Origin of the sequence: Pseudonocardia sp. Ae331_Ps2 (genome assembly GCF_001932405.1) — a bacterium.
Classification (GTDB): Bacteria; Actinomycetota; Actinomycetes; order Mycobacteriales; family Pseudonocardiaceae; genus Pseudonocardia.
The window spans coordinates 1,332,779-1,359,478 of sequence record NZ_MCIM01000001.1; the positions used below are offsets into that span (position 1 = coordinate 1,332,779).

A 26,700-nucleotide genomic window follows, 5' to 3' on the forward strand; every position below is an offset into this window, starting at 1 on the left:
TCGGAACCATCGGATCGGTGCACACCACGGGACACGCGGACCTGCCCGACCGGAGCCGAGCACAGAACACGAGAGTACCCGGCCCTCTTCAAGGCGGTCAAAGCGGGTCCGTTCCGGGCGTTCGCCTCGGACCTGCCTTCGGGTCCATCGGGGGCTTCGATGGTCCTCGGATCCCCCGGGATGACACTCCGGAGGAGACCTGTGGTGACCCGACGATGCCGTACGACGCCGCCTCTGGCAAGCGGACTCACCCGCTCGTCGCAGATCGACGGCCGCTCGTCGCGGTCGGATCGGTGGTGGGCGATGACTGTGTCCCCACGGGATCCCGCCGTGTCGATCACGGTGTGGATCACCCTGTGGACGATGGCGACGGAGGGACGGTTACGGTCCGGTATGCACCTGCCGACGGCCGTCAACCGCCTCGCCACGCGAGCACTCATCGCGCCCTTGCTCGGTCCCACACTACCCGTCGCCCTCCGGCGGCGTGGACTCGACCTGGTCGGCGCGTCCCTCCCGCTCCCCCGCGGCACCCGCCGGAGCCTCGGGACGCTCGGCGGGGTGCCCACCGCGGTCGTCGCACCGCCCGGGCCGCTCTCCCCGCACCGAGTGCTCTACCTGCACGGCGGCGGGTACCTCGTGGGGTCGTCGTCCTCGCACCGGCCGCTGCTCGCGGGGCTCGCGCACGCCACCGGGAGCGCCGTCCTCGCACCGCACTACCGGCTCGCGCCGGAGCACCCGTTCCCGGCCGCCCTCGACGACGCGTACGCCGCCTGGACCGCCCTGCGCGCCGCGGGGATCCCGGCCCGGCACATCGCGGTGGCCGGTGACTCGGCGGGCGGCGGGCTGACGATGTCGCTGCTGCTGCGGCTCCGCGCCGCCGGTGAGGACCTCCCGGGCTCGATCGGGCTGATCTCGCCGTGGCTGGACCTGTCCTGCACCGCCGACGCGCTCACCCGCAATGTCGCCTCCGACTCTATGCTGGACCCGTCGTGGCTGCCCGACGCCGTCGCCGACTACGCGGGCCCGCACACCGGGGCCCCCGAGCTCCTGCCGCTGGAGGCCGACCTGGCGGGGCTGCCGCCGCTGCACGTCGTCGCCGGCGCCGACGAGATCCTCGTCGACGACGCCGACACCCTCATCGAGCGTGCCCGCGCGGCCGGGACCCCGGTCACCTACGAGCGCGCACCCGGCATGTGGCACGCCTTCCCGACCCTGGCCGGGCTGCTCGCCGAGGCCGACTCCTCGCTGCGCACGCTGGGCTCCGCCCTGCGCGCGGACTGCCTGCGCTGAGGCCCGCACCGGGGCACAGCCCCCGGACGCACGAACGGGGCCGGTCACCGCCACGGGAGAGCGGTGTCCGGCCCCGTCCGGGACCTCCTCGGTCACGGTCCGGACCCACCGTCGCGGGTCCGGACCGAGCGGCTACCTCAGCGCTGATGCGCGCTGCGCGCTAGCGGTAGTCGCGACCGAAGTCGTAGTCGTCCAGCGGCACCGCGGCACCGGTGCCCGTGCCGAAGACGTCCGGGCTGTAGTAGCCGTCGTCGTAGCTCGGCAGCGCGTAGGCGGCCGCGCGGGCCTCCTCGGTCGGCTGGACCTGGATGTTGCGGTACCGGTTGATGCCGGTACCGGCCGGGATCAGCTTACCGATGATCACGTTCTCCTTGAGCCCGACGAGCTTGTCGCGCTTTCCGTTGATCGCGGCATCGGTGAGGATGCGGGTGGTCTCCTGGAACGACGCCGCAGACAGCCACGACTCCGTCGCCAGCGAGGCCTTGGTGATCCCCATCAGGACCGGACGGCCCGACGCCGGCTCCAGCCCCTCGGCGACGACCCGGCGGTTCTCGGACTCGAACTCGCCCCGCTCGGCCAGTGCGCCGGGCAGGAACTCGGTCGCACCCGAGTCGATGATCGTGACCCGGCGCAGCATCTGCCGGACGATGACCTCGATGTGCTTGTCGTGGATGTCCACGCTCTGCGTGCGGTACACCTTCTGCACCTCACGCACGAGGTGCAGCTGCACCTCACGCGGGCCCATGACACGCAGCACCTCGTGCGGGTCCGCCATGCCCTCGAGGAGCAGCTGGCCGACCGTCACGTGGTCGCCGTCCGCGAGCGGACGCTCGGTGCCGTCGACGGTGGTCATCCCGAGCCACTGCCGCTTGGACAGCTTCTCGTAAACGATCTCCTCGCCGCCGTCGTCCGGGATCAGCGTGATCTTCCAGAACCGGTCGCCGTCCTCGATGCGGATGCGGCCGTCGACGTCGGCGATCGGCGCCTTGCCGCGCGGGACCCGGGCCTCGAACAGCTCGGTGACACGCGGCAGACCGGTCGTGATGTCGTCGCCCGCGACGCCACCCTGCTTGAACGTACGCATCGTCAGCTGGGTGCCGGGCTCACCGATGGACTGCGCGGCGACGATGCCGACGGCCTCGCCGACGTCCACCAGCTTGCCGGTGGCCATCGAGCGGCCGTAGCACATCGCGCAGATACCGGTGGCCGAGGCGCAGGTCAGTGCGGACCGGACCCGGACCGTCTTGACACCGGCCGCCACGAGCGCGTCGAGCACGGTGTCGCCGAGGTCGTCGCCCTTGCGGACGAGCACCGTGCCGTCCGGTCCGGTGATCTCCTCGCCGGAGGTCCGGGCGTACACCGAGGTGCGCAGGTAACGGTGCGGGATGAACCGACCGTCGCTCGTCTCCTCGGTGACCGCCATCGGGATGGCGCGCTCGGTGCCGCAGTCGACCTCGCGGACGATGACGTCCTGCGACACGTCGACCAGACGACGGGTCAGGTACCCGGAGTCCGCGGTCCGCAGCGCGGTGTCCGCCAGACCCTTACGGGTGCCGTGCGTGGAAATGAAGTACTCCAGCACCGACAGACCCTCGCGGTACGAGGCCTTGATCGGACGCGGGATGAACTCGCCCTTGGGGTTCGCGACCAGACCCTTCATACCCGCCAGCTGGCGGATCTGGGTCATGTTGCCCGCGGCCCCGGACTGCACGATCGTCGGGATCGGGTTGTCCTCGGGGAAGTTCTGCTCCATCGCCTTGGCGACCTCCTCGGTCGCCCGGCTCCAGATCTTGACCATCTCGTCGTTGCGCTCCTGGTGCGACAGGGCACCACGCTGGTAGCGCTTGTTGATCTGGTCGGCCTTCGCCTCGTACTCCTCGAGGATGCCCGCCTTGGCCGGCGGGACCAGCACGTCCGCGATCGAGATCGTGACGCCGGAGCGCGTGGCCCAGTAGAAGCCCGCGTCCTTCAGCCGGTCCAGGACCTGCGCGACCTCGGTCATCGAGTAGCGCTCGGCCAGCTCGTTGACGATCGTGGCCTGACGCTTCTTCGGCAGCGGCTCGTTGACGAACGGGTAGTCCGCCGGCAGGAGCTCGTTGAACAGCACCCGCCCGAGCGTGGTCTCCGCGGTCCAGACGCCGTCCTCGGTCACGGTCTCGGCCGCGGCACCCGGGGTCGGTGTGACGTTCGGGAGCCGGATCTTGATCGGCGCCTGCAGGTGGAGGACCTTGCGGTCGTAGGCCATGATCGCCTCGGCCGCGGAGCCGTAGTGGTTCCCGGCGCCGTGGGCGTCCTCGCGGAGACGGGTCAGGTGGTACAGACCCGTGACCACGTCCAGACGCGGCATCGCCAGCGGGCGACCCGACGCCGGGGACAGGATGTTGTTCGACGAGAGCATCAGGACCCGGGCCTCGGACTGCGCCTCGGCCGACAGCGGCAGGTGCACCGCCATCTGGTCACCGTCGAAGTCCGCGTTGAACGCCTCGCAGACCAGCGGGTGCAGCTGGATGGCCTTGCCCTCCACCAGCTGCGGCTCGAAGGCCTGGATGCCGAGACGGTGCAGCGTGGGCGCACGGTTCAGTAGCACGGGGTGCTCGGAGATGACCTCCTCGAGCACGTCCCACACCTGCGAGCGGCCGCGCTCGACCATCCGCTTGGCCGACTTGATGTTCTGCGCGTGGTTGAGGTCCACCAGGCGCTTCATCACGAACGGCTTGAACAGCTCCAGCGCCATCTGCTTGGGCAGACCGCACTGGTGCAGCTTCAGCTGCGGGCCGACGACGATGACCGAACGGCCCGAGTAGTCGACGCGCTTGCCGAGCAGGTTCTGGCGGAACCGGCCCTGCTTGCCCTTGAGCAGGTCGGACAGCGACTTGAGCGGGCGGTTGCCCGGCCCGGTCACCGGCCGGCCGCGACGGCCGTTGTCGAACAGCGCGTCGACGGACTCCTGGAGCATCCGCTTCTCGTTGTTGACGATGATCTCGGGCGCGCCGAGGTCGATCAGTCGCTTGAGGCGGTTGTTCCGGTTGATGACCCGGCGGTACAGGTCGTTCAGGTCCGAGGTCGCGAAGCGGCCACCGTCGAGCTGCACCATCGGGCGCAGGTCCGGCGGGATGACCGGGACGCAGTCGAGCACCATGCCCATCGGCGAGTTGCCGGTGGTCTGGAACGCCGCGACGACCTTGAGGCGCTTGAGCGCACGCAGCTTCTTCTGGCCCTTGCCGGACCGGATGATCTCGCGCAGCTTCTCGGCCTCGGCCGGGATGTCGAAGTTCTCCAGCAGCTTCTGGATCGCCTCGGCACCCATGGCACCGGTGAAGTAGTCGCCGTAGCGGTCGTAGAGCTCGCGGTAGATGGACTCGTCCGCGATGAGCTGCTGGACGTCGAGCTTGGTGAACGTCGTCCAGATCTCGTCGAGCCGGTCCAGCTCGCGCTGAGCGCGGTCGCGCAGCTGGCGCATCTCGCGCTCGCCGCCGTCCTTGACCTTGCGGCGGACGTCGCCCTTGGCACCCTCGGCCTCGAGCTCGGCGAGGTCCTGCTCGAGCTTCTGGGCGCGGGCCTCGAGGTCGGCGTCGCGGGTCTGCTCGACCCGGCGGCGCTCCACGCTCATCTCGTTCTCGAGCGTGGACATGTCGTTGTGCCGCAGCTCGGTGTTCACCGAGGTGATCACGTACGCCGCGAAGTAGATGATCTTCTCGAGGTCCTTGGGAGCCAGGTCGAGCAGGTAGCCCAGCCGGCTCGGGACGCCCTTGAAGTACCAGATGTGCGTGACCGGGGCGGCCAGCTCGATGTGGCCCATCCGCTCACGACGCACCTTGGCGCGCGTGACCTCCACGCCGCAGCGCTCGCAGATGATGCCCTTGAACCGGACGCGCTTGTACTTGCCGCAGTAGCACTCCCAGTCCCGGGTCGGACCGAAGATCTTCTCGCAGAAGAGCCCGTCCTTCTCCGGCTTCAGGGTGCGGTAGTTGATGGTCTCGGGCTTCTTGACCTCACCGTGCGACCACTGGCGGATGCCCTCGGCGGTGGCCAGGCCGATGCGCAGTTCGTCGAAGAAGTTGACGTCGAGCACGTATGTCCTCTGTTTCTTCGTTTAAAGGGCGGCTGGTCGGACGGGGGTCAGTTGACGACGTCGTCGACGGTCATCGACTCCGAGCCCGGGCGGCTGGACAGGTTGATGCCCAGATTCGCCGCGGCACGCTCGAGGTCTTCGTCGTCGGCGTCCCGCATCTCGATCGCCGCACCGTCGCTGGAGAGCACCTCGACGTTCAGGCAGAGCGACTGCAGCTCCTTGAGGAGCACCTTGAACGACTCGGGGATCCCCGGCTCCGGGATGTTCTCGCCCTTGACGATCGCCTCGTAGACCTTCACGCGGCCCACGACGTCGTCGGACTTGATCGTCAGCAGCTCCTGCAGGGTGTAGGCCGCGCCGTACGCCTGCATCGCCCAGCACTCCATCTCGCCGAAGCGCTGGCCACCGAACTGCGCCTTACCGCCCAGCGGCTGCTGGGTGATCATCGAGTAGGGGCCGGTCGACCGGGCGTGGATCTTGTCGTCCACCAGGTGGGCCAGCTTCAGGATGTACATGTAGCCGACCGCGACCGGGAACGGGTACGGCTCACCGGAGCGGCCGTCGAGCAGCTGCGCCTTGCCGTCCGGACCGACCATCCGCTCGCCGTCCCGGTTGGGGCGGGTCGAGCCGAGCAGACCCGTGATCTCGTGCTCGCGCGCACCGTCGAACACCGGCGTCGCGGTGTTCGTGTCGGCGGGCACCGAGTAGAGCTCCTCGGGCATCTGCGCCGCCCACTCGGGCTTGCCCTCGATCTCCCAGCCGGACTTGGCGATCCACCCGAGGTGGGTCTCCAGGATCTGGCCGATGTTCATACGACGCGGCACACCGTGGGTGTTCAGGATGATGTCGACCGGCGTGCCGTCCGGGAGGAACGGCATGTCCTCCTGCGGGAGGATCTTGCCGATGACGCCCTTGTTGCCGTGCCGGCCGGCGAGCTTGTCGCCGTCGGAGATCTTGCGCTTCTGGGCCACGTAGACGCGGACCAGCTCGTTGACGCCCGGGGCCAGCTCGTCGTCGTCGTCGCGGGAGAAGACCCGGATGCCGATGACCTTGCCGTTCTCGCCGTGCGGGACCTTCAGCGAGGTGTCGCGGACCTCGCGCGCCTTCTCACCGAAGATCGCGCGGAGCAGGCGCTCCTCCGGGGTCAGCTCGGTCTCGCCCTTGGGCGTGACCTTGCCGACCAGGATGTCGCCGGGCTGGACCTCGGCGCCGATCCGGATGATGCCGCGCTCGTCGAGGTCGGCCAGCACGTCCTCGGAGACGTTCGGGATGTCCCGGGTGATCTCCTCGGCGCCCAGCTTCGTGTCGCGCGCGTCGATCTCGTGCTCCTCGATGTGGATCGAGGTGAGCACGTCGTCCTGCACGAGGCGCTGCGACAGGATGATCGCGTCCTCGTAGTTGTGGCCCTCCCACGGCATGATCGCCACGAGCAGGTTCTTGCCCAGCGCCATCTCACCGTTCTCGGTGCAGGGACCGTCGGCGAGCACCTGGCCCACCTCGACCCGCTGCCCCTCGTCGACGATGGGCTTCTGGTTGTTGCAGGTGCCCTGGTTCGAGCGGCGGAACTTGTTCAGACGGTAGGTCTGACGCTGGCCCTCGTCGTCCATGACGGTGATGTAGTCGGCGCACAGCTCCTCGACGACACCGGCGGACTCGGCGGTGACGACGTCACCGGCGTCGACGGCGGCACGCAGCTCCATGCCGGTACCGACCAGCGGCGACTCCGAGCGCAGCAGCGGCACGGACTGGCGCTGCATGTTCGCGCCCATCAGCGCGCGGTTCGCGTCGTCGTGCTCGAGGAACGGGATCATCGCCGTCGCGACCGACACCATCTGGCGCGGCGAGACGTCGATGTACTCCACGCCCGAGGGCGAGATCAGGTCGACCTCGCCGCCCTTGCGGCGGACCAGCACGCGCTCGTCGGCGAAGGAACCGTCCTCGTTGAGCTGGGCGTTCGCCTGGGCGACGACGAAGCGGTCCTCCTCGTCGGCGGTCAGGTAGTCGATCTGCGAGGTGACGACACCGTCGACGACCTTGCGGTACGGCGTCTCGATGAAGCCGAACGGGTTGACCCGCGCGAAAGAGGCCAGCGAGCCGATCAGACCGATGTTCGGACCCTCGGGGGTCTCGATCGGGCACATGCGGCCGTAGTGCGACGGGTGGACGTCGCGGACCTCCATGCCGGCGCGCTCACGGGACAGACCGCCCGGGCCGAGCGCCGACAGACGACGCTTGTGGGTCAGTCCGGCCAGCGGGTTGTGCTGGTCCATGAACTGCGACAGCTGCGAGGTGCCGAAGAACTCCCGGATCGCGGCCGTGATCGGCCGGGTGTTGATCAGGGTCTGCGGCGTGATGGCCTCGACGTCCTGGGTGGTCATCCGCTCGCGGACGACCCGCTCGGTGCGGGACAGACCGACCCGGACCTGGTTCTGGATCAGCTCGCCGACGGTGCGCAGGCGCCGGTTGCCGAAGTGGTCGATGTCGTCGGTCTCGACCGGGATCTCCCGCGCGGAGTCACCGGAACCCACGGTCATCGTGGTCTCGCCGGCGTGCAGCCGGACGAGGTACTCGATGGTGGTGGCGACATCCTCCTCGGTCAGCGTGCCGACCGAGTTGTCGATGTCGAGACCGAGCTTCTTGTTGGCCTTGTAGCGACCGACCTTGGCCATGTCGTAGCGCTTGTCCTTGAAGAACAGGTTCTCCAGGAGCGCCTGGGCCGACTCGCGCGTCGGCGGCTCGCCGGGGCGCAGCTTGCGGTAGATGTCGAGCAGCGCCTCGTCCTGGCCCGCGGTGTTGTCCTTCTCGAGCGTCGTCATGATCGTCTCGGAGAACCCGAAACGCTCACCGATCTGCTCGGCGGTCCAGCCCAGGGCCTTCAGCAGCACGGTGACCGGCTGGCGGCGCTTGCGGTCGATGCGGACACCGACGGTGTCGCGCTTGTCGACGTCGAACTCCAGCCACGCGCCCCGGCTCGGGATGATCTTGACCGAGTAGACGTCCTTCTCGGTCGTCTTGTCGATCGCGTGGTCGAAGTAGACACCCGGCGAACGGACGAGCTGCGACACGACGACGCGCTCGGTGCCGTTGATGATGAACGTGCCCTTGTCGGTCATCACGGGGAACTCGCCCATGAAGACCGTCTGGGACTTGATCTCACCGGTGGTGTTGTTGGTGAACTCCGCCGTCACGAACAGCGGGGCACCGTAGGTCATGTCCTTGTCCCGGCACTCCTCGACGGAGGCCTTGACCTCGTCGAAGCGAGGGTCGGAGAAGGACAGCGACATCGACCCGGAGAAGTCCTCGATCGGCGAGATCTCGGTGAGGATCTCCTCCAGACCGCTCACCGGAAGCTCGTCACCGGCCTCGATCCGGCGCTGGAACCAGGCCTCGCTGCCGACCAGCCACTCGTAGGACTGGATCTGCAGGTCGAGAAGGTCGGGGACCTCCAACGGCTGGGCGATCTTCGCGAAGGTGACCCGGGTGGGTGCGCCGGGGTAGTTCGGGTTCGCCGAAGCGGAGAGGGTCGAGGTGGTCGCGGCGGCGCGGGAGACAGCCAAGATGCGTCCTTCCGAGAACTGCGCTTCTCGTCTGGCGTGCGCCGGTGGCGGGCGCTACCGTCTCCCTCGATCCGATCGGGGTCCCCCCGGATCGCGAGCCGGTAGCCGGCCACGTCGCACGCCGTCTGTTGTCGGGCACTGACGGACGACCGAACCCCCGTACCCATGTCCGCCGAACCCTCTCCGGCGGCCGACGGATCGGTCCGGAAGTCTTCCCCGGTCATGAGCGCGTGAGCCTGGACGCAGACAGTGCAAAGAATGACTATAGACGCTGCGAGCGCAGCTGTCGAGACAGGTCGCCGATTCCAGCATGCAGGCAACCACCGTTGCCCAAGGGTGACCTGCACGCCGCACCGAGTCAAGTCCCACTTCGTCGACGAGCGGTCATCCTGCCGGGACGACCGGTCCACCGACGACCGTTCAGGTCGATCCGCGTGACGGTTGACACGGTGTCGTCGGGACGCCAACGATCGGTCACAGGTCGGTGACGGCCGACGGCGACGAAAGGACGACGATGTCCGACAGCACTCCTCCCATGCGCGAGGTCCTCGGCGACGACGCCCCCAGCAACTGGGGCAAGTGGGGTCCCGACGACGAGCTCGGCTGCCTGAACTACCTGGACGCGGGCGAGGTCCTCCGCGGCGTGCGGCACGTCCGCTCGGGCGAGGTGTTCACCCTGCAGATCCACATGGGACGCACCGAGTCGCCGGGCGACCCGCTGTGGCCGGGCCGCGAGGGCATCAAGCGGCAGAACGTCATGGACGAGGCCACCTGGGACTCGGCCGACGCGCCGCAGTTCCCCGGCGGGCTGCACTACGCCGACGACACCGCGCTCATCTTCCTGCAGGGCTCCACGCAGTACGACGCGCTCGGCCACGTCTGGTACGACGGCAAGCTCTGGAACGGCTACGACGCGCGCTCCACCGTCGAGGCGATGGACCAGGCGTCGGTGCTGCCCATCGCGGAGAAGGGCGTCGTCGGGCGGGGGGTGCTCATCGACATGGCCCGGCACCGCGGCAAGGAGTGGCTGGACAAGGGCGAGACCTTCGACCACACCGACCTCGAGGCCGCGGCACGGGCGCAGGGCGTCACGATCGAGCCGCACGACGTGCTCGTCATCCGCACCGGATGGATGAAGTACTGGTACGAGCTGAACGACCCGGCGACCTTCTACACCGACTTCACCGAGCCGGGGCTCACCTACTCGCGCGAGCTCGTGGAGTGGTTCCAGCGCAAGGAGATCCCGAACCTCGTCACCGACACCATCGCCAACGAGGTGACCAGCGAGCCACACACCGGCGTCGCGCTCCCGCTGCACTGCGCGCTGATGCGCAACCTCGGCGTCGCCCTCACCGAGATCGCCTGGCTCGACGACCTCGCCGACGCCTGCGCCGCCGACGGCCGGTGGAGCTTCCTCTACGCCGCCGCCCCGCTGAAGGTCGTCAACGGCACGGGGGCACCGGTCAACCCGATCGTGATCCGCTGATGTCCTACGCCGACCGCCCCTGGCTGGCCCGCTACGCCGAGGGCATGCCGCACGACATCACCCCGGACCACACCGACGCGCTGTCGATGTTCGGGGCCGCGGTGGCGCGCAACCCCGACGGCGACGCGCTGCGCTACTTCGACGGCGCGCTCACCTACCGCGAGCTCGACGAGCTCAGCGACGCCTTCGCCGCCGGGCTGCTCGCCGGCGGGTTCACCGCGGGCGAGCGGGTGGCGATGTACCTGCAGAACGTGCCGCAGTTCGTCCTGGGCCTGGTCGGCACCTGGAAGGCGGGCGGGATCGCGGTGTCGATCAACCCGATGAACCGCGAGCGCGAGCTGGAGCTGCTGCTGCGCGACTCCGGGTCGTCGGTGCTGGTCTGCCTGGAGTCGCTCCACGACGGCGTCGCGCGGACCGTGCTGGCCGGGCTGTCCGGCGTGCGCACCGTGCTCACCACCTCCGAGCGCGAGTTCCAGACCCGCGACGACCCGCGTGCCCTCCCCGAGACGGCGCGGCCGGACCTGTCCGGCGACGACGTCACCGACCTCGGCACGTTCCTGGACGCGCACCGGGGCACCGCTCCCCCGCCGGTGTCGTTCGGCGCCGGGGACACCGCGTTCCTCACCTACACCTCGGGGACCACCGGGCCTCCCAAGGGCGCGATGAACACCCACGGCAACGTCGTCTTCACCAGCCAGGCCTACGCCACCTGGTGCGGCCTCGGCGACGACGAGGTCGTCCTCGGCATCGCCCCGCTGTTCCACATCACCGGGCTGATCGCGCACGTCACGGTGGCCCAGTACCTCGCGGCACCGCTCGTGCTGTTCCACCGGTTCGAGCCCTCGCTCGGCATCGACGTGATCCGCGAGCAGCGCCCGACCTTCACCGTCGGGGCGATCACGGTGTTCATCGCACTGATGAACGCCCCGAACGCCGACCGGGAGGCGCTCGCGTCGCTGCGCACGATCTGCTCGGGCGGGGCGCCGATCCCGCCGTCGACGGTCACCGCGTTCCACGAGGCGTTCGGGCTGTGGATCCACAACATCTACGGGCTGACCGAGACCACCTCGCCGTCGCACGCCACACCGATCGGCACCCAGGGGCCGGTGGACTCCGCGTCCGGGGCGCTGTCGGTCGGTGTCCCGATCTACGGCACCGTCGTCCGCATCCTCGACGACGACGGCGCGGAGCTCCCGCCCGGCGAGATCGGGGAGATCTGCACGTCCGGGCCGCAGGTCGTCGCGGGCTACTGGAACAAGCCCGAGGAGACGGCGGGGGCGATCCCGGGTGGAGAGCTCCGTACCGGGGACGTCGGCTACATGGACGCCGACGGCTGGTTCTACATCGTCGACCGGAAGAAGGACCAGATCAACGCGGGCGGCTACAAGGTGTGGCCGCGCGAGGTGGAGGACGTCCTCTACGAGCACCCCGCGGTGCGGGAGGCCGCGGTGGTCGGCGTCGACGACGAGTACCGGGGCGAGACGGTGAAGGCCTTCGTGTCCCTGCGGGCGGGTGCCTCGGTCACCCCGGAGGAGCTGATCTCCTTCACCAGGGAGCGGATGGCGGCCTACAAGTACCCGCGGCAGGTGGAGCTGCTCGACGAGGTGCCCAAGACTGTCACGGGCAAGGTGCTGCGTCGCGAGCTGCGGGCCCGCGAACGGACCTGACCGCCGGAACGACGACGGGGCGCCGACCCGGTGGGTCGGCGCCCCGTCGTGCGAGCGGTGCTCAGGTCACTTGAGCGAGACCTTGGCGCCGGCCTCCTCGAGCTTCGTCTTGGCGGCCTCGGCGGCCTCCTTGGCGACACCCTCGAGCAGCGGCTTCGGCGCGGACTCGACGAGGTCCTTCGCCTCCTTCAGGCCCAGGCCCGAGACGACCTCGCGGACGACCTTGATGACCTGGATCTTCTTGTCACCGGCGGCCTCGAGGACGACGTCGAACTCGTCCTTCTCCTCCTCGGCGGGGGCGGCACCGGCGGCGGGGGCACCCGCGGCGGCGACGGCGACCGGGGCGGCCGCGGTGACCTCGAAGGTGTCCTCGAACTTCTTCACGAAGTCCGAGAGCTCCAGCAGGGTGAGCTCCTTGAAGGCGTCGAGCAGCTCGTCGGTGGACAGCTTCGCCATGGTGGCGGTCCTTTCTACGAAAGACAGATGGGGGTGGTGGTCAGCTCTCGGCGGAGTCGCCGTCGGCCTCGGCCGGAGCGGCGGACTCGCCGGACTCGGCCTTCTTGTCGGCCAGCGCCTGCGCGAGGCGGGCGACCTGCGAGGCCGGGGCGTTGAACAGCCCGGCGGCCTTCGACAGGTTGGCCTTCATCGCGCCGGCCAGCTTGGCCAGCAGGACCTCACGGGTCTCGAGGTCCGCCAGCTGCTCGACCTCGGCGGTGGACAGGGCGCGCCCGTCCATGTACCCGCCCTTGATCGTCAGACCGGGGTTGTCCTTCGCGAACTGCTTGATCGCCTTCGCGGCCTCGACGGGCTCACCCTTGATGAAGGTGATGGCCGTCGGGCCGGCGAGCAGGTCGTCCAGGCCCTGGACCCCGGCCTCCGCCGCCGCGCGCTTGACCAGGGTGTTCTTCGCGACGCGGAAGTTCGCGTCCGAACCCAGGTCCCGGCGCAGCTGGGTCAGCTTGGCGACGCTGAGCCCGCGGTACTCGGTCACGACCGAGGCGTCCGACTCGCGGAAGCGGTTGGTGATCTCCTCGACCGCTGCGACCTTCTCAGGTGCTGCCATCGCTGCCCTCCTCTCGGGGGTCGGTCTCGTGCACGTGGGACGTGCTTGGGGGTGCCACCGACGCAGTTCCCACTCCGACCCCGGAGACGACGAACGCCCCGTGCGCAGCAGCACGGGGCGTCGGAAGTTCGTGGGGCGCTCGCGCGCCCGGTGTCGCCTCGTCCTCCTGCGCGGGCCGTCCGGCTGTTCCCGGAACCTTCGTGCACCCGGAACCCGGGCGCGGACCTGCGGTCTTCGGTGGATCGTGGACCACCATACGCCGGTGCCCCGCACCCCCGTCGACCGGGGGTACGGGGCACCGTCGCGGGCGCGGGGGCCGGGTCAGGCCGGCGTCATCGCGGAGATCTTCCAGCGGCCGTCGACGAACTGGGCGTCGACCCGCAGCCGGGCCGCGGCGGCCCCCTCCTGCGGGGCACCGCCGTCGGCCTGGCGCCGGATGACCTGGTTGACGAAGGCGTAGACGGTCGCGCGGTCCCCGTCGATGCTGGCCACGGCGAGCTTCGGGATCGTCGCGGTGACCACGGCCTTCTGCTGCGGGGCGAGGTCCTTCACGCTGCCGAAGATCTTGTCGAACTCCGGCTGGAAGCCCGGGGTGATGACGGCGCGGGCATCGTCCTCGGCCTGCTGGAGGCGGGCGTAGTCGAACGAGTAGACCTTCGTGATCGCCTCGCCGACCTGCTCGCTGACCTGCGTGGTGGTGCCGACGTCGCTCAGCGCGGTGTTGGCCGCCGAGCCGGTGAAGGTCGTGCGGTACCACTCGGCGCCGAAGAACGCGGCGGCCGCGACGAGCAGCACCGTGACGGCGAGCAACAGCCCGGTCGCGCACCGGGTCGTCGGGGCGGACAGCAACGACCGGCGGCGCGGGGCGCCGTCGGCGTCGGCCGCACCGGCATCGTCCGCGTCGCCGGCGTCGGCCGGGTCGGAGGCGTCGGTCGTGCCGGGGGTGTCGGATGCGTCGGTGCGCCCGGCGTCGCCGGAGCGGACCGGTGCGGCGGACGGGACCGCGGCACCGGAGCGCTCGTCGAGGGCGACACCGCCGGTGCCGGTCTCCTCCTCGTCGGGCTCGTCGGTGCGGGTGCGCGGGCGGCCCGCGACCTGGGGCCTGCGGATGCCGCCCGCGGGGCGGCGGCGGGGGGTGGACATGCGGTGACCTCCTGGGGTGGTCGACCTGGGTGCGGGGCGGCGCGGGGCACCGCCGGGGGCCGGGGGTCGGGCCGGAGGGTCAGCCCGTGCCCGGGGTGACAAGCGGCTCCAGGGCGTCGACCTTCCAGCCGTCGTCGGTACGGACCATGCCGAGCTCGATGCGCTGGCGGGTCACGGTGGGCTGACCGCCCTCGGGCGTGACGTTCACGTCGACGCCGGCGAGCACCCGGGCGGTCCCGGCGCGCGGGTCGACCTCGGTCACCGCGGCGTCGGTGACGGTCGCGGTGGTGGTGCGCTTCTGGTCGGTGACCAGCTTGGCGTAGGCGTCGCGGTTGGACACGAACTCGTCGCGGACCGACCCGGCCGAGGACTGGATCCACAGGTCCAGTCCCTTCTGGGCGTCCTTGTGGTCCAGGGTGTTCAGGTTGATCACCGCCTGGCGGGCGTCACGGAGTGCAGCGTCGCGGGCCTGCGCGACCTGGGTGGCGTCGCTGTTCAGCGCGAACAGCCACAGGCAGCCCAGCACGACCGCGAGCACCGCCGCGACGACGGCGGCCACGGGCAGCGCCCTGGCGAGCGGCCCAGGCGGGGTCTGGCCGCCGTCCCGGCCGGTGGCAGGCTCCACGGGCGCGGCACCGTCGGGGGTGTCCGCCGTCGTGTCGGCCTTCGGGTCGGCCTTCGTGTCGGCCTTCGTGTCGGCGTCGGAGCCGGCAACGTCGGTGTTCATCGGGGAGCGTTCCTCCTCCCGGCTGCGGGGGCACAGCCGCTCGGCGACCGCACCGGGCGGCCGTGGGCCGGCCGTGGGGGTCCGCGTCGTCCGGCGGACGGCGGTCCCCCGCGGTCGTCGTGCCGGCCGGGCCCGGGTGTGGCCCGGCCGTCGTGCCGGTCGCGCCCCGGACGGGGCACGACCGTCGTGCTCAACCGCCCAGGATCTGGGCGAAGCTCGTCACCAGGCCCGGCGTCGCGACCCGCTCGGCACGGTCGTCGCCGAGCGACCCGGCATTCGGCCGCGGGGCCGGCCCGTCGGCGGGGTCGCCGCCGCCGTGCTGACCGTCACCGTGGCCGCCGAACCCCGAGTTGCCGGAGTAGTCCGGCACCTCGAGCGGCTGGGGCCTGGGCACATTCTGCATTCCGCGCACGTTGGTGGGGCTGCCGGGGGGCTCGGCGCAGCGGGCGTCCTCGTTCACCGGGCGCTCGGAGACGTCGAGGCCACCGCGGTTGGGCGTGCCCTCGTAGCCCCGGGTGCAGACCGGCGGGTCGGCGATGTTGACGACCAGGCCGAGGTGCGCGGTCCCGTCGCCGGGCACGACCTTCGGCGCGACCGACACCAGGCCGGGGTAGGTGACGAGCAGCTGACGCAGGCCCGCCTGACGCGGGGCCAGCAGCTCGGTCACCGTCCGCAGGTTCGCGATCGACTCGCCGAGCCCGGGGCCGCTCTCCCGGAGGAGGCCGCTGACCTGGTCGCCGAGGCGCGGGCCGTCGTCGATGATCCGACGCAGGTCCGGGTCGGACTGCTTGAGCTGCTCGGTGACCTCGCGCAGGCCCCGGCTGAACTCCTGGAACTGCGGCGCCACCTCGTTCTGCGTGGTGAGCACCGGGCGGGAGTCGCGGATCAGCGCGGTCGTCTGCGGCAGCGCGTCCGTGGCGGCCCTGCTGAACTCCCCGGTGGTGTCGAGCAGCTGCTGCAGCGGCTGCGCGGTGCCCTCGAAGCCCTGGCCGAGCTCGCGGACGACGGTCTGCAACGAGTCCTTCGGCACCGTCGAGACGAGCTGGTCCAGCTCGGTCAGGAAGGTGTTGATCTGGATCGGGGTCCGGGTGCGGTCCTGCGGGATCACCGAGCCGGCGGCGAGCGCCTCACCGCCGTCGGCGACCGGCTGGAGGTCGACGTACTGCTCACCGATCGGCGAGAGGTTCCCGACGACGGCCCGGGCGTCGGCCGGGATGGACGGCGCGGAGTTGTCGATGTCCAGCTGGACGTCGACGCCGCGGGCGGTCAGCGACAGCTGACCGACCCGGCCGACGCTCACGCCGCGGTAGGTGACGTCGGCACCGGTGAAGATCCCGCCGGAGTCGGCGAGCTGCACCGTCACCGGGTAGGTCGTCGCACCGAAGATGCGGTCGAGACCCGCGTAGCGGAAGCCCCCGTAGCCGACCGCCACGACGGTGACGAGCACCAGCGCGATCAGCTGCCAGCGGACGGTCTTGGTGATCACGATCCGCCTCCGAAGAGTCCGCCGAGCAGGCCGCCGCCGCCGGAGCCCCGCTCCGGCGTCGGGCTCGGTGTCGGGGTCGGGGTCGCCGAGGGCGCCGGGGTGGCCGGCGCGGAACCCGATGCGGGCGGCGCCGGCTCGGTGGTGGGCTGCTCGGGCCCCAGCAGCGGCAGCGCGGGCGCACCCGGGACCGCCGGGTCCGGCTGCCGCGGCGTCGCCCCGAGCAGCGGTGTCAGCAGCTGCGCGGTGGGCGGCAGCTGGGCCAGCTGCGTCGGGTCGAGTGGGAGCCCGAGCTGGTTGGAGTTGAGGATGTTGCGCAGGATCGACCCGAGGTCCAGGTCGAGCTTGGCGTACAGGTTGGCGTAGTCGCCGGCGACGGCGTCGGTGGCCGCGTCGGTGAACGGGATCGACAGCAGCAGCTGCAGCGAGTCCGGCAGGTTCTGGCCGGAGTCGGCCAGGTTGCGCAGCACCGGGCGCAGCGCCTCCAGGTCGGCGAGCAGGTCGTCGCGGGACCGGTTGACCACGTTCGTCGCGACGCCGGACAGCCGGTCGAGCGCCTGCAGCATGCCGACCAGCTGGGTGCGCTGGGCCTCGAGCTCGCGCAGGCCGGGGCTGATGTTCTGCAGGGCGTTCTCGATCTGCGGGCGACGCTCGGCGAGCGTGGCGGACAGGCGGTTGAGCCCGTCGAGCGCCCGGTTGATGTCGTCCTTGGAGCTGTCGAGCGAGCCGACGAGCCGGTTCAGGTTGTCCAGCAGACCGCGGATCTGCGGCTCGCGCCCGGACAGCGCGTTGTTGAGCTCGGTGGAGATGGTCCGGATCTGGGCCACGCCGCCGCCGTTGAGCAGCAGCGACAGCGCCCCGAGGACCTCCTCGACCGCGGCCGCGCGCCCGCTGGCCTGCAGCCCGATCTTCCCGCTCTGGGCGAGGTCGCCCTCGGCGGGGACGGTCGGCGGGGAGAGCTCGACGAACTTCTCGCCGAGCAGCGAGGTCGTGCGGACCCGCGCGGTCGCGTTGGCCGGGAGCTTGACGTCGCGGTTCACCGACACGGTGACCAGCGCGTTCCACGACCCCGGCTCGACGGCGACCTTCTCGACCGCCCCGACCGGCACGTCACCGACGCGCACGATCGACTGCGGGACGAGGTCGACGACGTCGGCGAACTCGATCTGCACCGAGTACGGGTCGTCGCCCAGGTTCGCGCCACCGGGCAGCGGGATGCCCCGGAGGCCGCCGTCCACCGCGCCGCAGCCGCCCGCGAACAGCGCCACGGCCGTCAGCAGCGCCGACACCCGGCCGACGCGGCCGCTGGAGCCGATCACGATCCACCTCCGAACAGGCCGAACAGTCCGCCGCCCCCGCGCTCCTCGGTCTCGGGGACCGGGGTGGGAGTGGCCTGCGGGGCCGTCGTGGTCGACGGCGCCGGGGTGGCCGGGGTGCTGGTGGCACCCGGTGCGGGCTGCCCGGCGGGGGCGGGAGCCTGCGGGTCGGCCGGGGCGCGCAGCTGGGAGCCCGGGTCGGTCAACGACAGCGGCGAGCCCCGCATCAGCTGCGGCACGGCCGGGTTGACCCCGGAGCCGCCGGCCTGCAGCTGCTCGAGCACCTGCTGCGGGGTCGGCAGCGGCACGGCGCCGTCGAGGATCGGCGCGAGGCCGTCGCACAGGGCGGCCGTGGGCTGGTCGAGGCCACCCGGGAGCTGGCCAGCGCCGCGGCGGAGGATCTCGCAGATCGCGACCGGCAGCGGGTAGGCCAGCTCGTTGATGTTGGCCCGGGTGTCCAGGGTCTCCGAGGCACCGTTGTAGATGTTGGTGAGGTTGCTCAGTGCCGCCGGGGCGACGTCGGCGATCTCGGACAGCGCCCGCTGGTGGTCGACGACCTCCTGCGACACGCTCGCGAGCTTGTCGACGTTCGACCGCAGGGTCGCCCGGTTGTCCTGCACGAAGTGCGCGACCTCGCCGAGCGCGTAGGACAGCTGGTTCAGCGCGCCGCCGAGCTCGCCGCGCTGGCTCGCGAGGAAGCCGGTCACGTCGGCCAGCTTCCCGTTGAGCTCGCGGATGCCGGGGTCGTTCTCTCGCAGCGTCCCGACGAACTTCTGCAGCTCGGTGACGGTGCCGAACAGGTCACCGCTGGAGCCGTTCAGGGTCGCCGAGAGTCCGCCGAGGTTGCGGATGGTGTCGTTGAGCGCCCGGCCGTTGCCGTCGAGGTTCTTCGCGGTGACGTCCAGGACGTCGTTGAGCGCACCGGTCTTGTTCGCCCCCTGCGGGCCGAGGGCCCGGGAGAGCTCGGTGGCGGTCCGGGTGAGGTCGTCGACGCCGAGCGGGAACGCGGTGCGCTCCAGCGGGATCGGCTCGCCGTTCCACTCGGGGCCGCCGGTCCACACCGGGGTCAGCTGCACGTAGCGGCCGGTGACCAGGCTCGGCGAGACGACGGCGGCCTTGACGTCGGCGGGCAGGCGCACCTCGTCGTCGGTGATGGTCATGTCGACCCGCACCCGGTCGCCCTCGGGCGTGATCCGGTCGACCTTGCCGACCGGGACGCCGAGCACGCGCACGTCGTTGTCCTCGAACAGTGCGGCGGAACTGGTGAAGTAGGCGGTGATCTGGCGGCCCCCGCCGGAGGTGATCAGCCAGATCGCGCTCGCCACCAGGACGGCGACGACGGCGATCAGGGCACCGAGCTGGATCTGGCGCCGGTCGTTGGCCCAGGACCCCATCAGCAGTCACCCCCGAGCGGCACGACCGGCGGCAGCAGGCCGCACAGGTAGTTGTCGAACCAACGGCCGTTGCCGAGGGCGTTGCCGAACACGCGGATGAACACCGCTTCCTTGTCGAGGATCTCGCCGAGGTTGTCGCGGTTCTCCTCGAGCACCGCCTGCACGCGGTCGAGGGTCTCCAGCGCCGGACGCAGCTGCGCCTGGTTGTCGGCGACGAGACCGCGCAGCTGGATCGACAGGCGCTGCACGCCGTCGAGCAGGTTCGCGATCGCGTCCTTGCGGCGCTGCAGCTCACCGAGCAGCAGGTTGCCGTCGTTGACCAGCTTCACGACGTCGCCGCGGCGGTCGGCCAGCGTGGTCGACAGCTGCCGGGTGTTGGCGAGCAGCTTCTTCAGCTCGCCGTCGCGGCTGGAGATGGTGTTCGACAGCCGGGACAGTCCGTCCAGGGCCCCACGGATCTCCGGCGGGGTGTCGCGGAAGGTGTCCGAGAGCGTGGTCAGGCTCGACGCGAGCTGCGTGGTGTCGAGCTGGTCGATCGTGCCGGAGAGGCCGTTGAAGGCGTCCACGACGTCGAACGGGGACTTCGTCCGGTCCCGGCCGATCGGCTCGTCGGGGTTCTGCTCGCCGTCGCCGCGCGGGTCGAGGGCGAGGAACTTGGAGCCGAGCAGCGTCGCGATCTCGATCGACGCCGTGGTCCGGTTGCCGACCCAGGCGTCGTCGACGGTGAACTCGACGTTCACGTGGTCGCCGTCGAGGGAGACCTTCTGCACCCGGCCCGCCTCGACGCCGGCCACGGTGACACGGTCGTTGGCCTGCAGGCCCGCCGCCTCGGGGAACTCCGCGGTGTAGCGGGTGGCCCCGGAGAAGATCGCCTCGTAGTTGAACGCAGCCAGTGTCAGCGCCGCGATCAGCACGATTCCGATCACCGCCGTCAGGACGGGGCGCTTCTGCCCTGCCTGTGCCATCAGTTGCCTCCCGGCTGCAGCGCTGCTGTCGGGTCGCTGCTGGAGTCGACCGGGCCGCGGCCTGCCGCCTGGCCCAGCAGGCCGCCGACCGACTCGGTGGTCGGCTCACGCATCAACGGGTTGTTCTGGGCCCGGTTGTCCGGCTGGTCGCCGGGCTGCGAGCCGTCGGTCGGGGCGGTGTTGCCCGCCCCGATCCCGGACGGGTCCGGGCCACAGCGCCGCTCGGGGTTGCGGATCGGGCCGATGCCCAGGTCCTCCAGTGAGGTCGGCGGCAGGATCGGCGAGATGCCGATCTGGCCGTCGAGGCCGCAGAGGTAGAAGTTGAACCAGCTGCCGTAGGAGCCGACGCGGGCGATCCGGTTCAGCTTGAACGGCGTGTACTGCAGGAACCGCTCGATCGTGGGGCGTCCCTGGTCGAGCTGGGTCGCCAGATCGCCGAGGTTGCGGATGTCGTCGCGCAGCGGCGGGCGGGCGTCCTCCAGGAACGACCCGGTGACCTGGGTCAGCTCGCCGATGGACTGGATCGCGTTGCCGATGGGCTCGCGGTCCTGGGCGAGTCCGGACACCAGCGCCTGCAGCGAGCTGATCAGCTCGTTGAGGCCCTCGTCGTTGCGGTTGACGGTGTCGAGGGTCAGGTTCAGGTTGTCGATGACCTGACCGATGACCTGGTCGCGGTCGGCGATCGAGTTGGTCAGCGACGACGTCGAGGCGAGCAGGCTCTGCACCGTGCCGCCCTCGCCCTGCAGGACCTGGACGATCTCCATCGACAGCTTGTTGATCTGATCCGGGTCGAGGCCCTGGAACAGCGGCTGGAAGCCGTTGAACAGCACGGTCAGGTTGACCGCGGGCCGGGTCCGCTCGATCGGGATCTGGCCGCCCGGGGGGAGGTCCTCCCCGGTCGGGCCCGCGCCCTGGTCCAGCGCCATGTACCGCTGGCCGATGAGGTTCTTGTACTTCAGGGTCGCGCTGACCGTCGCCGGCAGCGGGGTGGACGAGTCGACGTCGAACGCCACCTCGGCGACCCGCTGGTCGACGATGCGGACGTCCTTGATCGACCCGACGACGACGCCGGCGATGCGGACGTCGTCGCCGGCCAGCAGGCCGGTCGCGTCGGTGAACCGGGCGGTGTACTCGGTGACCTGGCCACCGCGGGCGTTCGCGATGGTCAGGCCGAGCATCGTGGTGCCCAGTGCCGTGATCAGCGCGAAGACCAGGAACTTGACCAGCGCCGAGATCGGGAGCCTGCTCACGTCAGCGTCACCTCCGTGCCGCGCAGGAGCGGGCCGACCAAGGTCGTGCTCCAGGCCGGGACGGCCTGCGGGGAACCGCCCTGGTGGGCGGCCAGCAGCTGGGCGACGACCTGCTGCTCACCGGTGGAGTTCGCGACGCCCATGTCGACCGAGCCGCTCTGGTGCGCCCCGTCGTAGGACGACGGCTGGATGCCGGCCTGGCCGAGCGCGCTGGTCAGCGGGGGCAGCACGCCCGCACCGTTCTGCGCGCTCTGGTCCTGGATCAGGCCGAAGCTGTTCGTGCCGTCGTAGGTGCCGAAGGTGTCGGTCCCGAAGTCCTCGGGGTTGCCCATCGGCTGCCCGGCCGGGGCCGGGCCGGGGACGGAGCCGTCGCGGAACGGGCCGTCCGGCGGGTACTGGGTGCCGGCCGGCGACGGGATCGGGTAGCAGCGCGGCCCGCGGTCGTCGCCGTAGCGGGGCTCGTCCTGGTTGGGCAGGTACTTGCCCTTGCTCGAGACGATCTCGAGGGTGATGTTGATGCCCACCCGGTCGGTGCCCGGCCGGATCGCGTTGTTGATCTTCGGGATCAGCTCGACGAGCTGGCGGGTCAGGCAGGGGAACTCGGGCGAGTAGCGCTCGAGCGTCTCCAGCGTCGGCCGGCTGGCCGCCGACAGCCCGATGATGTTCTCGCCGTTGGCGTCGAGGAAGGCCCGCAGGTCGTCCGACGCGCCGGTGATGGAGCGGTAGAGGTTCCGCAGCCCCTCGCGCTTCTCGACGATCGTGCGGCTGGTGACCGTCAGGTTGTCGAGCGCGTCGAGCAGGTCCGGCGCCGCCTGGTTCAGGTTGTCGGAGAACGTCGCCAGCTGGCGGATGTCCTCCTGCAGGTCGGGCACGGCCGGGTTGAGGCCCTCGACCAGCGTGTTGAGCTGGGTGAGGGTCTCGCCGAGCTGGTTGCCGCGGCCCTGCAGCGCCTGGGACAGCGCGCCGAGGGTGGTCGCGAGGTCCTGCGGGCGGACGGTCTGGAGCAGCGGCAGGAGATCGTCGAGCACCCGCTCGACCTCCAGAGCGGCCTGGCTGCGGTCCTCGGGGATGACGTCACCCGCGGCGAGGCGGGTGGTCGAGGGCGCGGCCGGCGGGACGAGCGAGACGAACTTCTCGCCGAACAGCGTCTTCGGCAGCAGCTGCGCGGTGACGTTCTCCGGGATCTCGTCGAGGTACTGCGGGTCCATCGACATGTCGATGCTGGTGGTCGTGCCGTCCGAGACGACCTTGTCGACCTGCCCCACGATCAGACCGTTGATCTTGACGTCGGAGCGCTCCTGCATCTGGGTGCCGACCCGCGCGACGTTGAGCGTGACCGGGACGCCGGAGGAGAACACCCCGGCGTACTGGGCGACGGCGAGGCCGAGCAGGACGACGATGACCGTGACGAAGGCCAGGCCCTGCAGCACGCGCTTGGTGGACCTCATCCGGCCACCCGCACCGAGGTGGAGGTGCCGAACATGACCAGGGTGAGGAAGAAGTCGAGCACCGCGGTGCTGACGATCGACAGCCGCACCGCCCGGCCCACCGCGACGCCGACGCCGGCCGGGCCGCCCTTGGCGGAGTAGCCGTAGTGGCAGTGGATCAGGATGATCACCGTCGCGAACACGATCACTTTGAGATACGACAGCAGTACGTCACTGACCGGCAGGAACAGGTCGAAGTAGTGGTCGTACGTGCCACCCGGCAGACCGTTGAGCAGCGTCACGTTGATCCGCGACGCGGCGTAGCTGGCGAGCAGGCCGAGCGTGTAGATCGGGATGATCGCGACGATGCCGGCGACCACCCGGGTGGTGACCAGGTAGGGCACCGAGGGCACGGCCATGACCTCGAGGGCGTCGATCTCCTCGGAGATCCGCATCGCACCGAGCTGGGCGGTGAACCCCGCGCCGAGGGTCGCGGTCAGTGCCGAGGCGGCGACCAGCGGGGCGATCGAGCGGGTGTTGAAGTAGGCGGTGATGAAGCCGGTCAGCGCCTCGACGCCGAGGGCGTCCAGGGCCCGGAAGCCCTGCAGGCCGACCAGCGAGCCGACGAACAGCGACAGCGACGCCATCACACCGACGGTGCCGAGGATGACGATCAGCGCGCCGGACCCGAAGGAGACCTCGGCGAGCAGCCGGGCGACCTCCTTCTTGTAGCGGGTCAGCGTCTTCGGGATCCAGAGGATGGACCGGATGTAGAGCGAGAGCTGGTCGCCCAGCTCCTCCAGCTGGTTGAGCGGCGCCTGGGCGGCCCGGCGGGTCCGCGCTCCGAGTCGGGTAACCATCAGAAGCCCTTCGGCGGGACGAGCTCGAGGTACAGGGCGGTGAGCACGAGGTTGATGAGGAAGACGAGGACGAAGGAGATGACGACGGCCTGGTTCACCGCGTCACCGACCCCCTTCGCACCGGGCGGCGGGTTCAGCCCGCGGAACGCGGCGACGACGCCGGCGACGATGCCGAACAGGAACGCCTTCAGCTCGGACACGACGATGTCGCTGACCTGCGCGATCGCCGAGAAGCTGGAGATGTAGGCGCCGGGCGAGCCGCCCTGGATGATGACGTTGAAGAAGTACCCGCCCGCGACGCCGACGCAGGTCGCGAGGCCGTTCAGGACGACCGCGGTGATGCCCATGGCGAGCACCCGCGGGACGACGAGGCGCTGGATCGGCGAGATGCCGAGCACCTCCATCGCCGCGATCTCCTCGCGGATGGTCCGCGCACCGAGGTCGGCGCACACGGCGGAGCCGCCGGCACCGGAGATCAGCAGTGCGGTGACGATCGGTGCGGCCTGCTGGACGATCGCGAGGACCGCGCCGGCGCCGGTCTGGGACTGGGCGCCGAACTGGCGGGTCAGCTCACCGAGCAGCAGCGCGATCGTCGCACCGAAGGGGATGGTGAACAGCGCGGTCGGCAGCGCGGAGACCTTGGTGACGAACCAGGTCTGCTCGACGAGCTCACGCCACTGGAACGGCCGGCGCAGTCCCTGGCGGCCGATCTCGGCGAACAGGCCGAAGAACTTGCCGACCGGGGTGAGCGCCCGGGTGACGGGACTGGTCATCGGTCACCGCCGGAGAGCTGGTGCCGGCCACGGGGGTCGGGGGTGTCGTCGGTGATCCGCGGGTGGATGTCGGTCGGGTGCTCGTCGCGGGCCTCGGAGATCGTGCTCCCGTCCTGCGCGGGGCGGGCGAACCGGGAGGTCGCGTCGGTCTCGGCGTGCTGCTCGCGGATCGCCTCCTGCGCCGACTGCGGCAGCTCGTGCAGCATCGCCTCGACCCGCTCCCGGCGACGGTGCACCGCCTTCCGGTCCGGCATCCCCGTCGAAGCCACCAACTGCGGCTTCATCGGCGGACGACCCTCCAGCTCACCCGCCTCCTCCATCTCCCGGGCAGCCTGCGCAGCGTCCTTCTCCTCCGACATCCCGATCGGACCCTCACGACGCCCGTTCAGGAACTGCGCCACCACCGGCTCGTCCGAGGTCAACAACACCTCCCGCGGACCGAACATCGCCAGATGCTTGCGATACAGCAGACCGATGTTGTCCGGCACCGTCTGCGCCGAGTTGATGTCATGGGTCACGATCAGGAACGTCGAATCCGTCATCGCGTTCAAATCGATGATCAACTGGTTCAGATACGCCGTACGCACCGGATCCAGACCCGAGTCCGGCTCATCGAACAAAATGATCTTCGGATCCAACACCAACGCCCGCGCCAACCCCGCACGCTTGCGCATACCACCCGAGATCTCCCCCGGCAGCTTCCCCTCCGCACCCACCAGACCGACCATGTCGATCTTCTCCATGACGATGTCCCGGATCGCCGACTCCGACTTGCGCGTGTGCTCCCGCAACGGGAACGCGATGTTGTCGAACAAGTTCATCGACCCGAACAACGCACCGTCCTGGAACAACACCCCGAACAGCTTCCGGATCTCGTACAGCTCCGACTCCGAGCACTTGCACAGATCCACACCCTCGATGACGATCGATCCCCGCTCGGGCTTCAGCAGCCCGATCAGCGACTTCAGGAACACCGACTTGCCGGTACCCGACGGCCCGAGCAACACCGACACCTCGCCCGCGGGCAGGGTCAGGCTCACGTCCGACCAGATGTTGGCCCGACCGAAGGACTTCGTCAGTCCCTCGACCTTCACCTCGACACCGGTCACGTGTCGCCTCCTCGCGCAATAGACCGACGAACCGCACCGGGGCCCGGGAACGCTGGGGAGCGGGGGCCAGTCGTCGGTGCTGAACGGCACAACGAGTCTGCGCGTCAGGGGTTACTTGCGGGTCGGCGGGGTCGCCGATCAGTCACCGTACCGTAGTCTACGTTACGGTTACCGAGGGTTACAGATCACCGCAGATTGTTGCGGACCGTGGGTAACAGTGCTCCCGGTCGGGTAGCAGGGCTGGTCCGAACGGCCTGAATGGGCGCGGTCGGCCGGTTCGGCCACCACCGCCCCACCCGCACAGAGGATCACCCGATCGGCGGCGTCACGTGCGGGGCGTACGACAGGATGAGGCGCTGGTAGTCGTCGAACAGGGCACGCAGGAGATCGCGGTCGCGGGGGTCGCAGGTCTGCTGGTACCCGGCCATCAGCGAGATGCCGAAGACGGCGAGCCTGCGGGCGTCGTCCGGGTCGGGCACCACCTCGGCCACCACCTGTTCCAGCGCGATCCTGCGCTGCACGTCCACGCGCGCCTGGGCACGACCGACCTCCGGGTCGATCTGGGCCCACGCCCGGATCGCGGCCTCGGCGTCGTGTCGCAGGGCCACCGTGAGCTGCTTGACCACGTCGATCCGCTCGACCGGGTCCGCGGTCGCCCGGGCCAGCTCGACGATCCGGTCGGTCTGCTCGGCCTCCCAGTAGCGCAGCAGCCCGCGAACGAAGCCCGCCCAGCCGCCGAAGTGGTGGTAGAACGATCCGCTGGTCACGCCGAGGGACCGGCACAGCGGGCCGATCTTCAGCCCGGCCGCGCCCTCGCGCGCGAGGATCGACATCGCGGCGTCGTAGTACTGCTCGGCAGCGATCTGCCGACCCGTCCTCCTGGCCACCCCGCCCCCTCTCCACCACCCGTGCCGGCCCACCAGGGTGCCACGCCGGACGCGCGTCCGATCAGGAGATCCTGCGCGGCGGGCGTCCGGTCCGCGCGTCACGCGTCGGGCGGACGGAACCCGGAGCAGAGCCGGACCGGCCGACCCGGCGCTGCCCGCCGGGGCGGGACGGCGTCGGTCCCGAACGACCGTGGCGGGCGGCGGAGCGGCTGCGCCCCACTCCCCCGGAAG

Annotated in this window: 18 protein-coding genes and 1 pseudogene; 3 read left to right on the forward strand and 16 right to left on the reverse strand. The window is 70.6% G+C overall.

Annotated elements, in window-relative coordinates; all coding sequences use genetic code 11:
• The first annotated feature begins 558 nt into the window (after window positions 1-558).
• Window positions 559-1,290, forward strand: coding sequence for an alpha/beta hydrolase (locus Ae331Ps2_RS31830; RefSeq protein WP_158071537.1), 732 nt, complete (start codon window positions 559-561; stop codon window positions 1,288-1,290).
• 160 nt (window positions 1,291-1,450) lie between these two features.
• On the opposite strand, the gene Ae331Ps2_RS06285 is transcribed toward Ae331Ps2_RS31830, so the two are convergent.
• Together Ae331Ps2_RS06285 and Ae331Ps2_RS06290 are read right to left on the reverse strand one after the other, a co-directional pair.
• Window positions 1,451-5,362 carry a DNA-directed RNA polymerase subunit beta' gene (locus Ae331Ps2_RS06285; RefSeq protein ID WP_075310146.1) on the reverse strand — a complete coding sequence of 1,304 codons (3,912 nt, stop codon included), beginning with the start codon at window positions 5,360-5,362 and terminating at the stop codon, window positions 1,451-1,453.
• 47 nt (window positions 5,363-5,409) lie between these two features.
• Window positions 5,410-8,919, reverse strand: a complete 3,510-nt coding sequence (locus Ae331Ps2_RS06290) for a DNA-directed RNA polymerase subunit beta (protein WP_075310144.1) — start codon at window positions 8,917-8,919, stop codon at window positions 5,410-5,412.
• 514 nt (window positions 8,920-9,433) lie between these two features.
• On the opposite strand from Ae331Ps2_RS06290, the gene Ae331Ps2_RS06295 reads away from it, so the two are divergent.
• Window positions 9,434-10,405, forward strand: coding sequence for a cyclase family protein (locus Ae331Ps2_RS06295; protein WP_075310142.1), 972 nt, complete (start codon window positions 9,434-9,436; stop codon window positions 10,403-10,405).
• Window positions 10,405-12,072 (forward strand): AMP-binding protein, encoded by a 1,668-nt coding sequence (locus Ae331Ps2_RS06300; protein WP_075310140.1) that lies wholly within the window; start codon window positions 10,405-10,407, stop codon window positions 12,070-12,072. The genes Ae331Ps2_RS06295 and Ae331Ps2_RS06300 overlap by 1 nt, the downstream gene beginning before the upstream one ends.
• A 66-nt stretch (window positions 12,073-12,138) precedes the next feature.
• Here the strand turns inward: Ae331Ps2_RS06300 and rplL are convergent, their stop codons facing one another.
• The 14 genes and pseudogenes from rplL to Ae331Ps2_RS06370 all read right to left on the reverse strand — a co-directional run bounded on the left by rplL (window position 12,139) and on the right by Ae331Ps2_RS06370 (window position 26,469).
• Window positions 12,139-12,528, reverse strand: a complete 390-nt coding sequence (rplL, locus tag Ae331Ps2_RS06305; protein ID WP_020622231.1) for a 50S ribosomal protein L7/L12 — start codon at window positions 12,526-12,528, stop codon at window positions 12,139-12,141.
• A gap of 40 nt (window positions 12,529-12,568) precedes the next feature.
• Window positions 12,569-13,135: a 50S ribosomal protein L10 gene (gene rplJ / locus Ae331Ps2_RS06310; RefSeq protein WP_020622230.1), complete on the reverse strand. Its 567-nt coding sequence runs from the start codon at window positions 13,133-13,135 to the stop codon at window positions 12,569-12,571.
• A 321-nt stretch (window positions 13,136-13,456) separates the two neighbouring features.
• On the reverse strand, window positions 13,457-14,278 hold the full coding sequence (locus tag Ae331Ps2_RS06315) for a nuclear transport factor 2 family protein (protein WP_075310138.1): 822 nt from the start codon (window positions 14,276-14,278) through the stop codon (window positions 13,457-13,459).
• Between the two features lie 79 nt (window positions 14,279-14,357).
• Complete coding sequence (locus Ae331Ps2_RS06320) at window positions 14,358-15,005, reverse strand: hypothetical protein (protein WP_083695288.1); 648 nt, start codon at window positions 15,003-15,005, stop codon at window positions 14,358-14,360.
• A 190-nt stretch (window positions 15,006-15,195) separates the two neighbouring features.
• A complete protein-coding gene (locus Ae331Ps2_RS06325) occupies window positions 15,196-16,491 on the reverse strand; it encodes an MCE family protein (RefSeq protein WP_075310136.1) in 1,296 nt (431 codons plus the stop codon).
• Window positions 16,488-17,807, reverse strand: a complete 1,320-nt coding sequence (locus Ae331Ps2_RS06330; RefSeq protein ID WP_075310134.1) for an MCE family protein — start codon at window positions 17,805-17,807, stop codon at window positions 16,488-16,490. Before Ae331Ps2_RS06330 ends, Ae331Ps2_RS06325 begins: the two co-directional genes overlap by 4 nt.
• Window positions 17,804-19,198, reverse strand: a complete 1,395-nt coding sequence (locus Ae331Ps2_RS06335; RefSeq protein WP_020622225.1) for an MCE family protein — start codon at window positions 19,196-19,198, stop codon at window positions 17,804-17,806. Before Ae331Ps2_RS06335 ends, Ae331Ps2_RS06330 begins: the two co-directional genes overlap by 4 nt.
• Entirely contained in the window at window positions 19,198-20,163 is a 966-nt protein-coding gene (locus tag Ae331Ps2_RS06340; protein WP_075310132.1) for an MCE family protein, read from the reverse strand. Before Ae331Ps2_RS06340 ends, Ae331Ps2_RS06335 begins: the two co-directional genes overlap by 1 nt.
• A gap of 245 nt (window positions 20,164-20,408) precedes the next feature.
• Window positions 20,409-21,398: pseudogene (locus Ae331Ps2_RS06345) on the reverse strand (MCE family protein); the annotation flags it as partial.
• Window positions 21,399-21,409: 11 nt separating this feature from the next.
• Window positions 21,410-22,861 carry an MCE family protein gene (locus Ae331Ps2_RS06350; RefSeq protein ID WP_075310130.1) on the reverse strand — a complete coding sequence of 484 codons (1,452 nt, stop codon included), beginning with the start codon at window positions 22,859-22,861 and terminating at the stop codon, window positions 21,410-21,412.
• On the reverse strand, window positions 22,858-23,700 hold the full coding sequence (locus tag Ae331Ps2_RS06355) for an ABC transporter permease (protein ID WP_020622221.1): 843 nt from the start codon (window positions 23,698-23,700) through the stop codon (window positions 22,858-22,860). Before Ae331Ps2_RS06355 ends, Ae331Ps2_RS06350 begins: the two co-directional genes overlap by 4 nt.
• A complete protein-coding gene (locus tag Ae331Ps2_RS06360; RefSeq protein ID WP_020622220.1) occupies window positions 23,700-24,473 on the reverse strand; it encodes an ABC transporter permease in 774 nt (257 codons plus the stop codon). Before Ae331Ps2_RS06360 ends, Ae331Ps2_RS06355 begins: the two co-directional genes overlap by 1 nt.
• A complete protein-coding gene (locus Ae331Ps2_RS06365; RefSeq protein WP_075310128.1) occupies window positions 24,470-25,582 on the reverse strand; it encodes an ABC transporter ATP-binding protein in 1,113 nt (370 codons plus the stop codon). Before Ae331Ps2_RS06365 ends, Ae331Ps2_RS06360 begins: the two co-directional genes overlap by 4 nt.
• 308 nt (window positions 25,583-25,890) lie before the next feature.
• Entirely contained in the window at window positions 25,891-26,469 is a 579-nt protein-coding gene (locus Ae331Ps2_RS06370; RefSeq protein ID WP_020625179.1) for a TetR/AcrR family transcriptional regulator, read from the reverse strand.
• Between the last annotated feature and the right edge of the window lie 231 nt (window positions 26,470-26,700).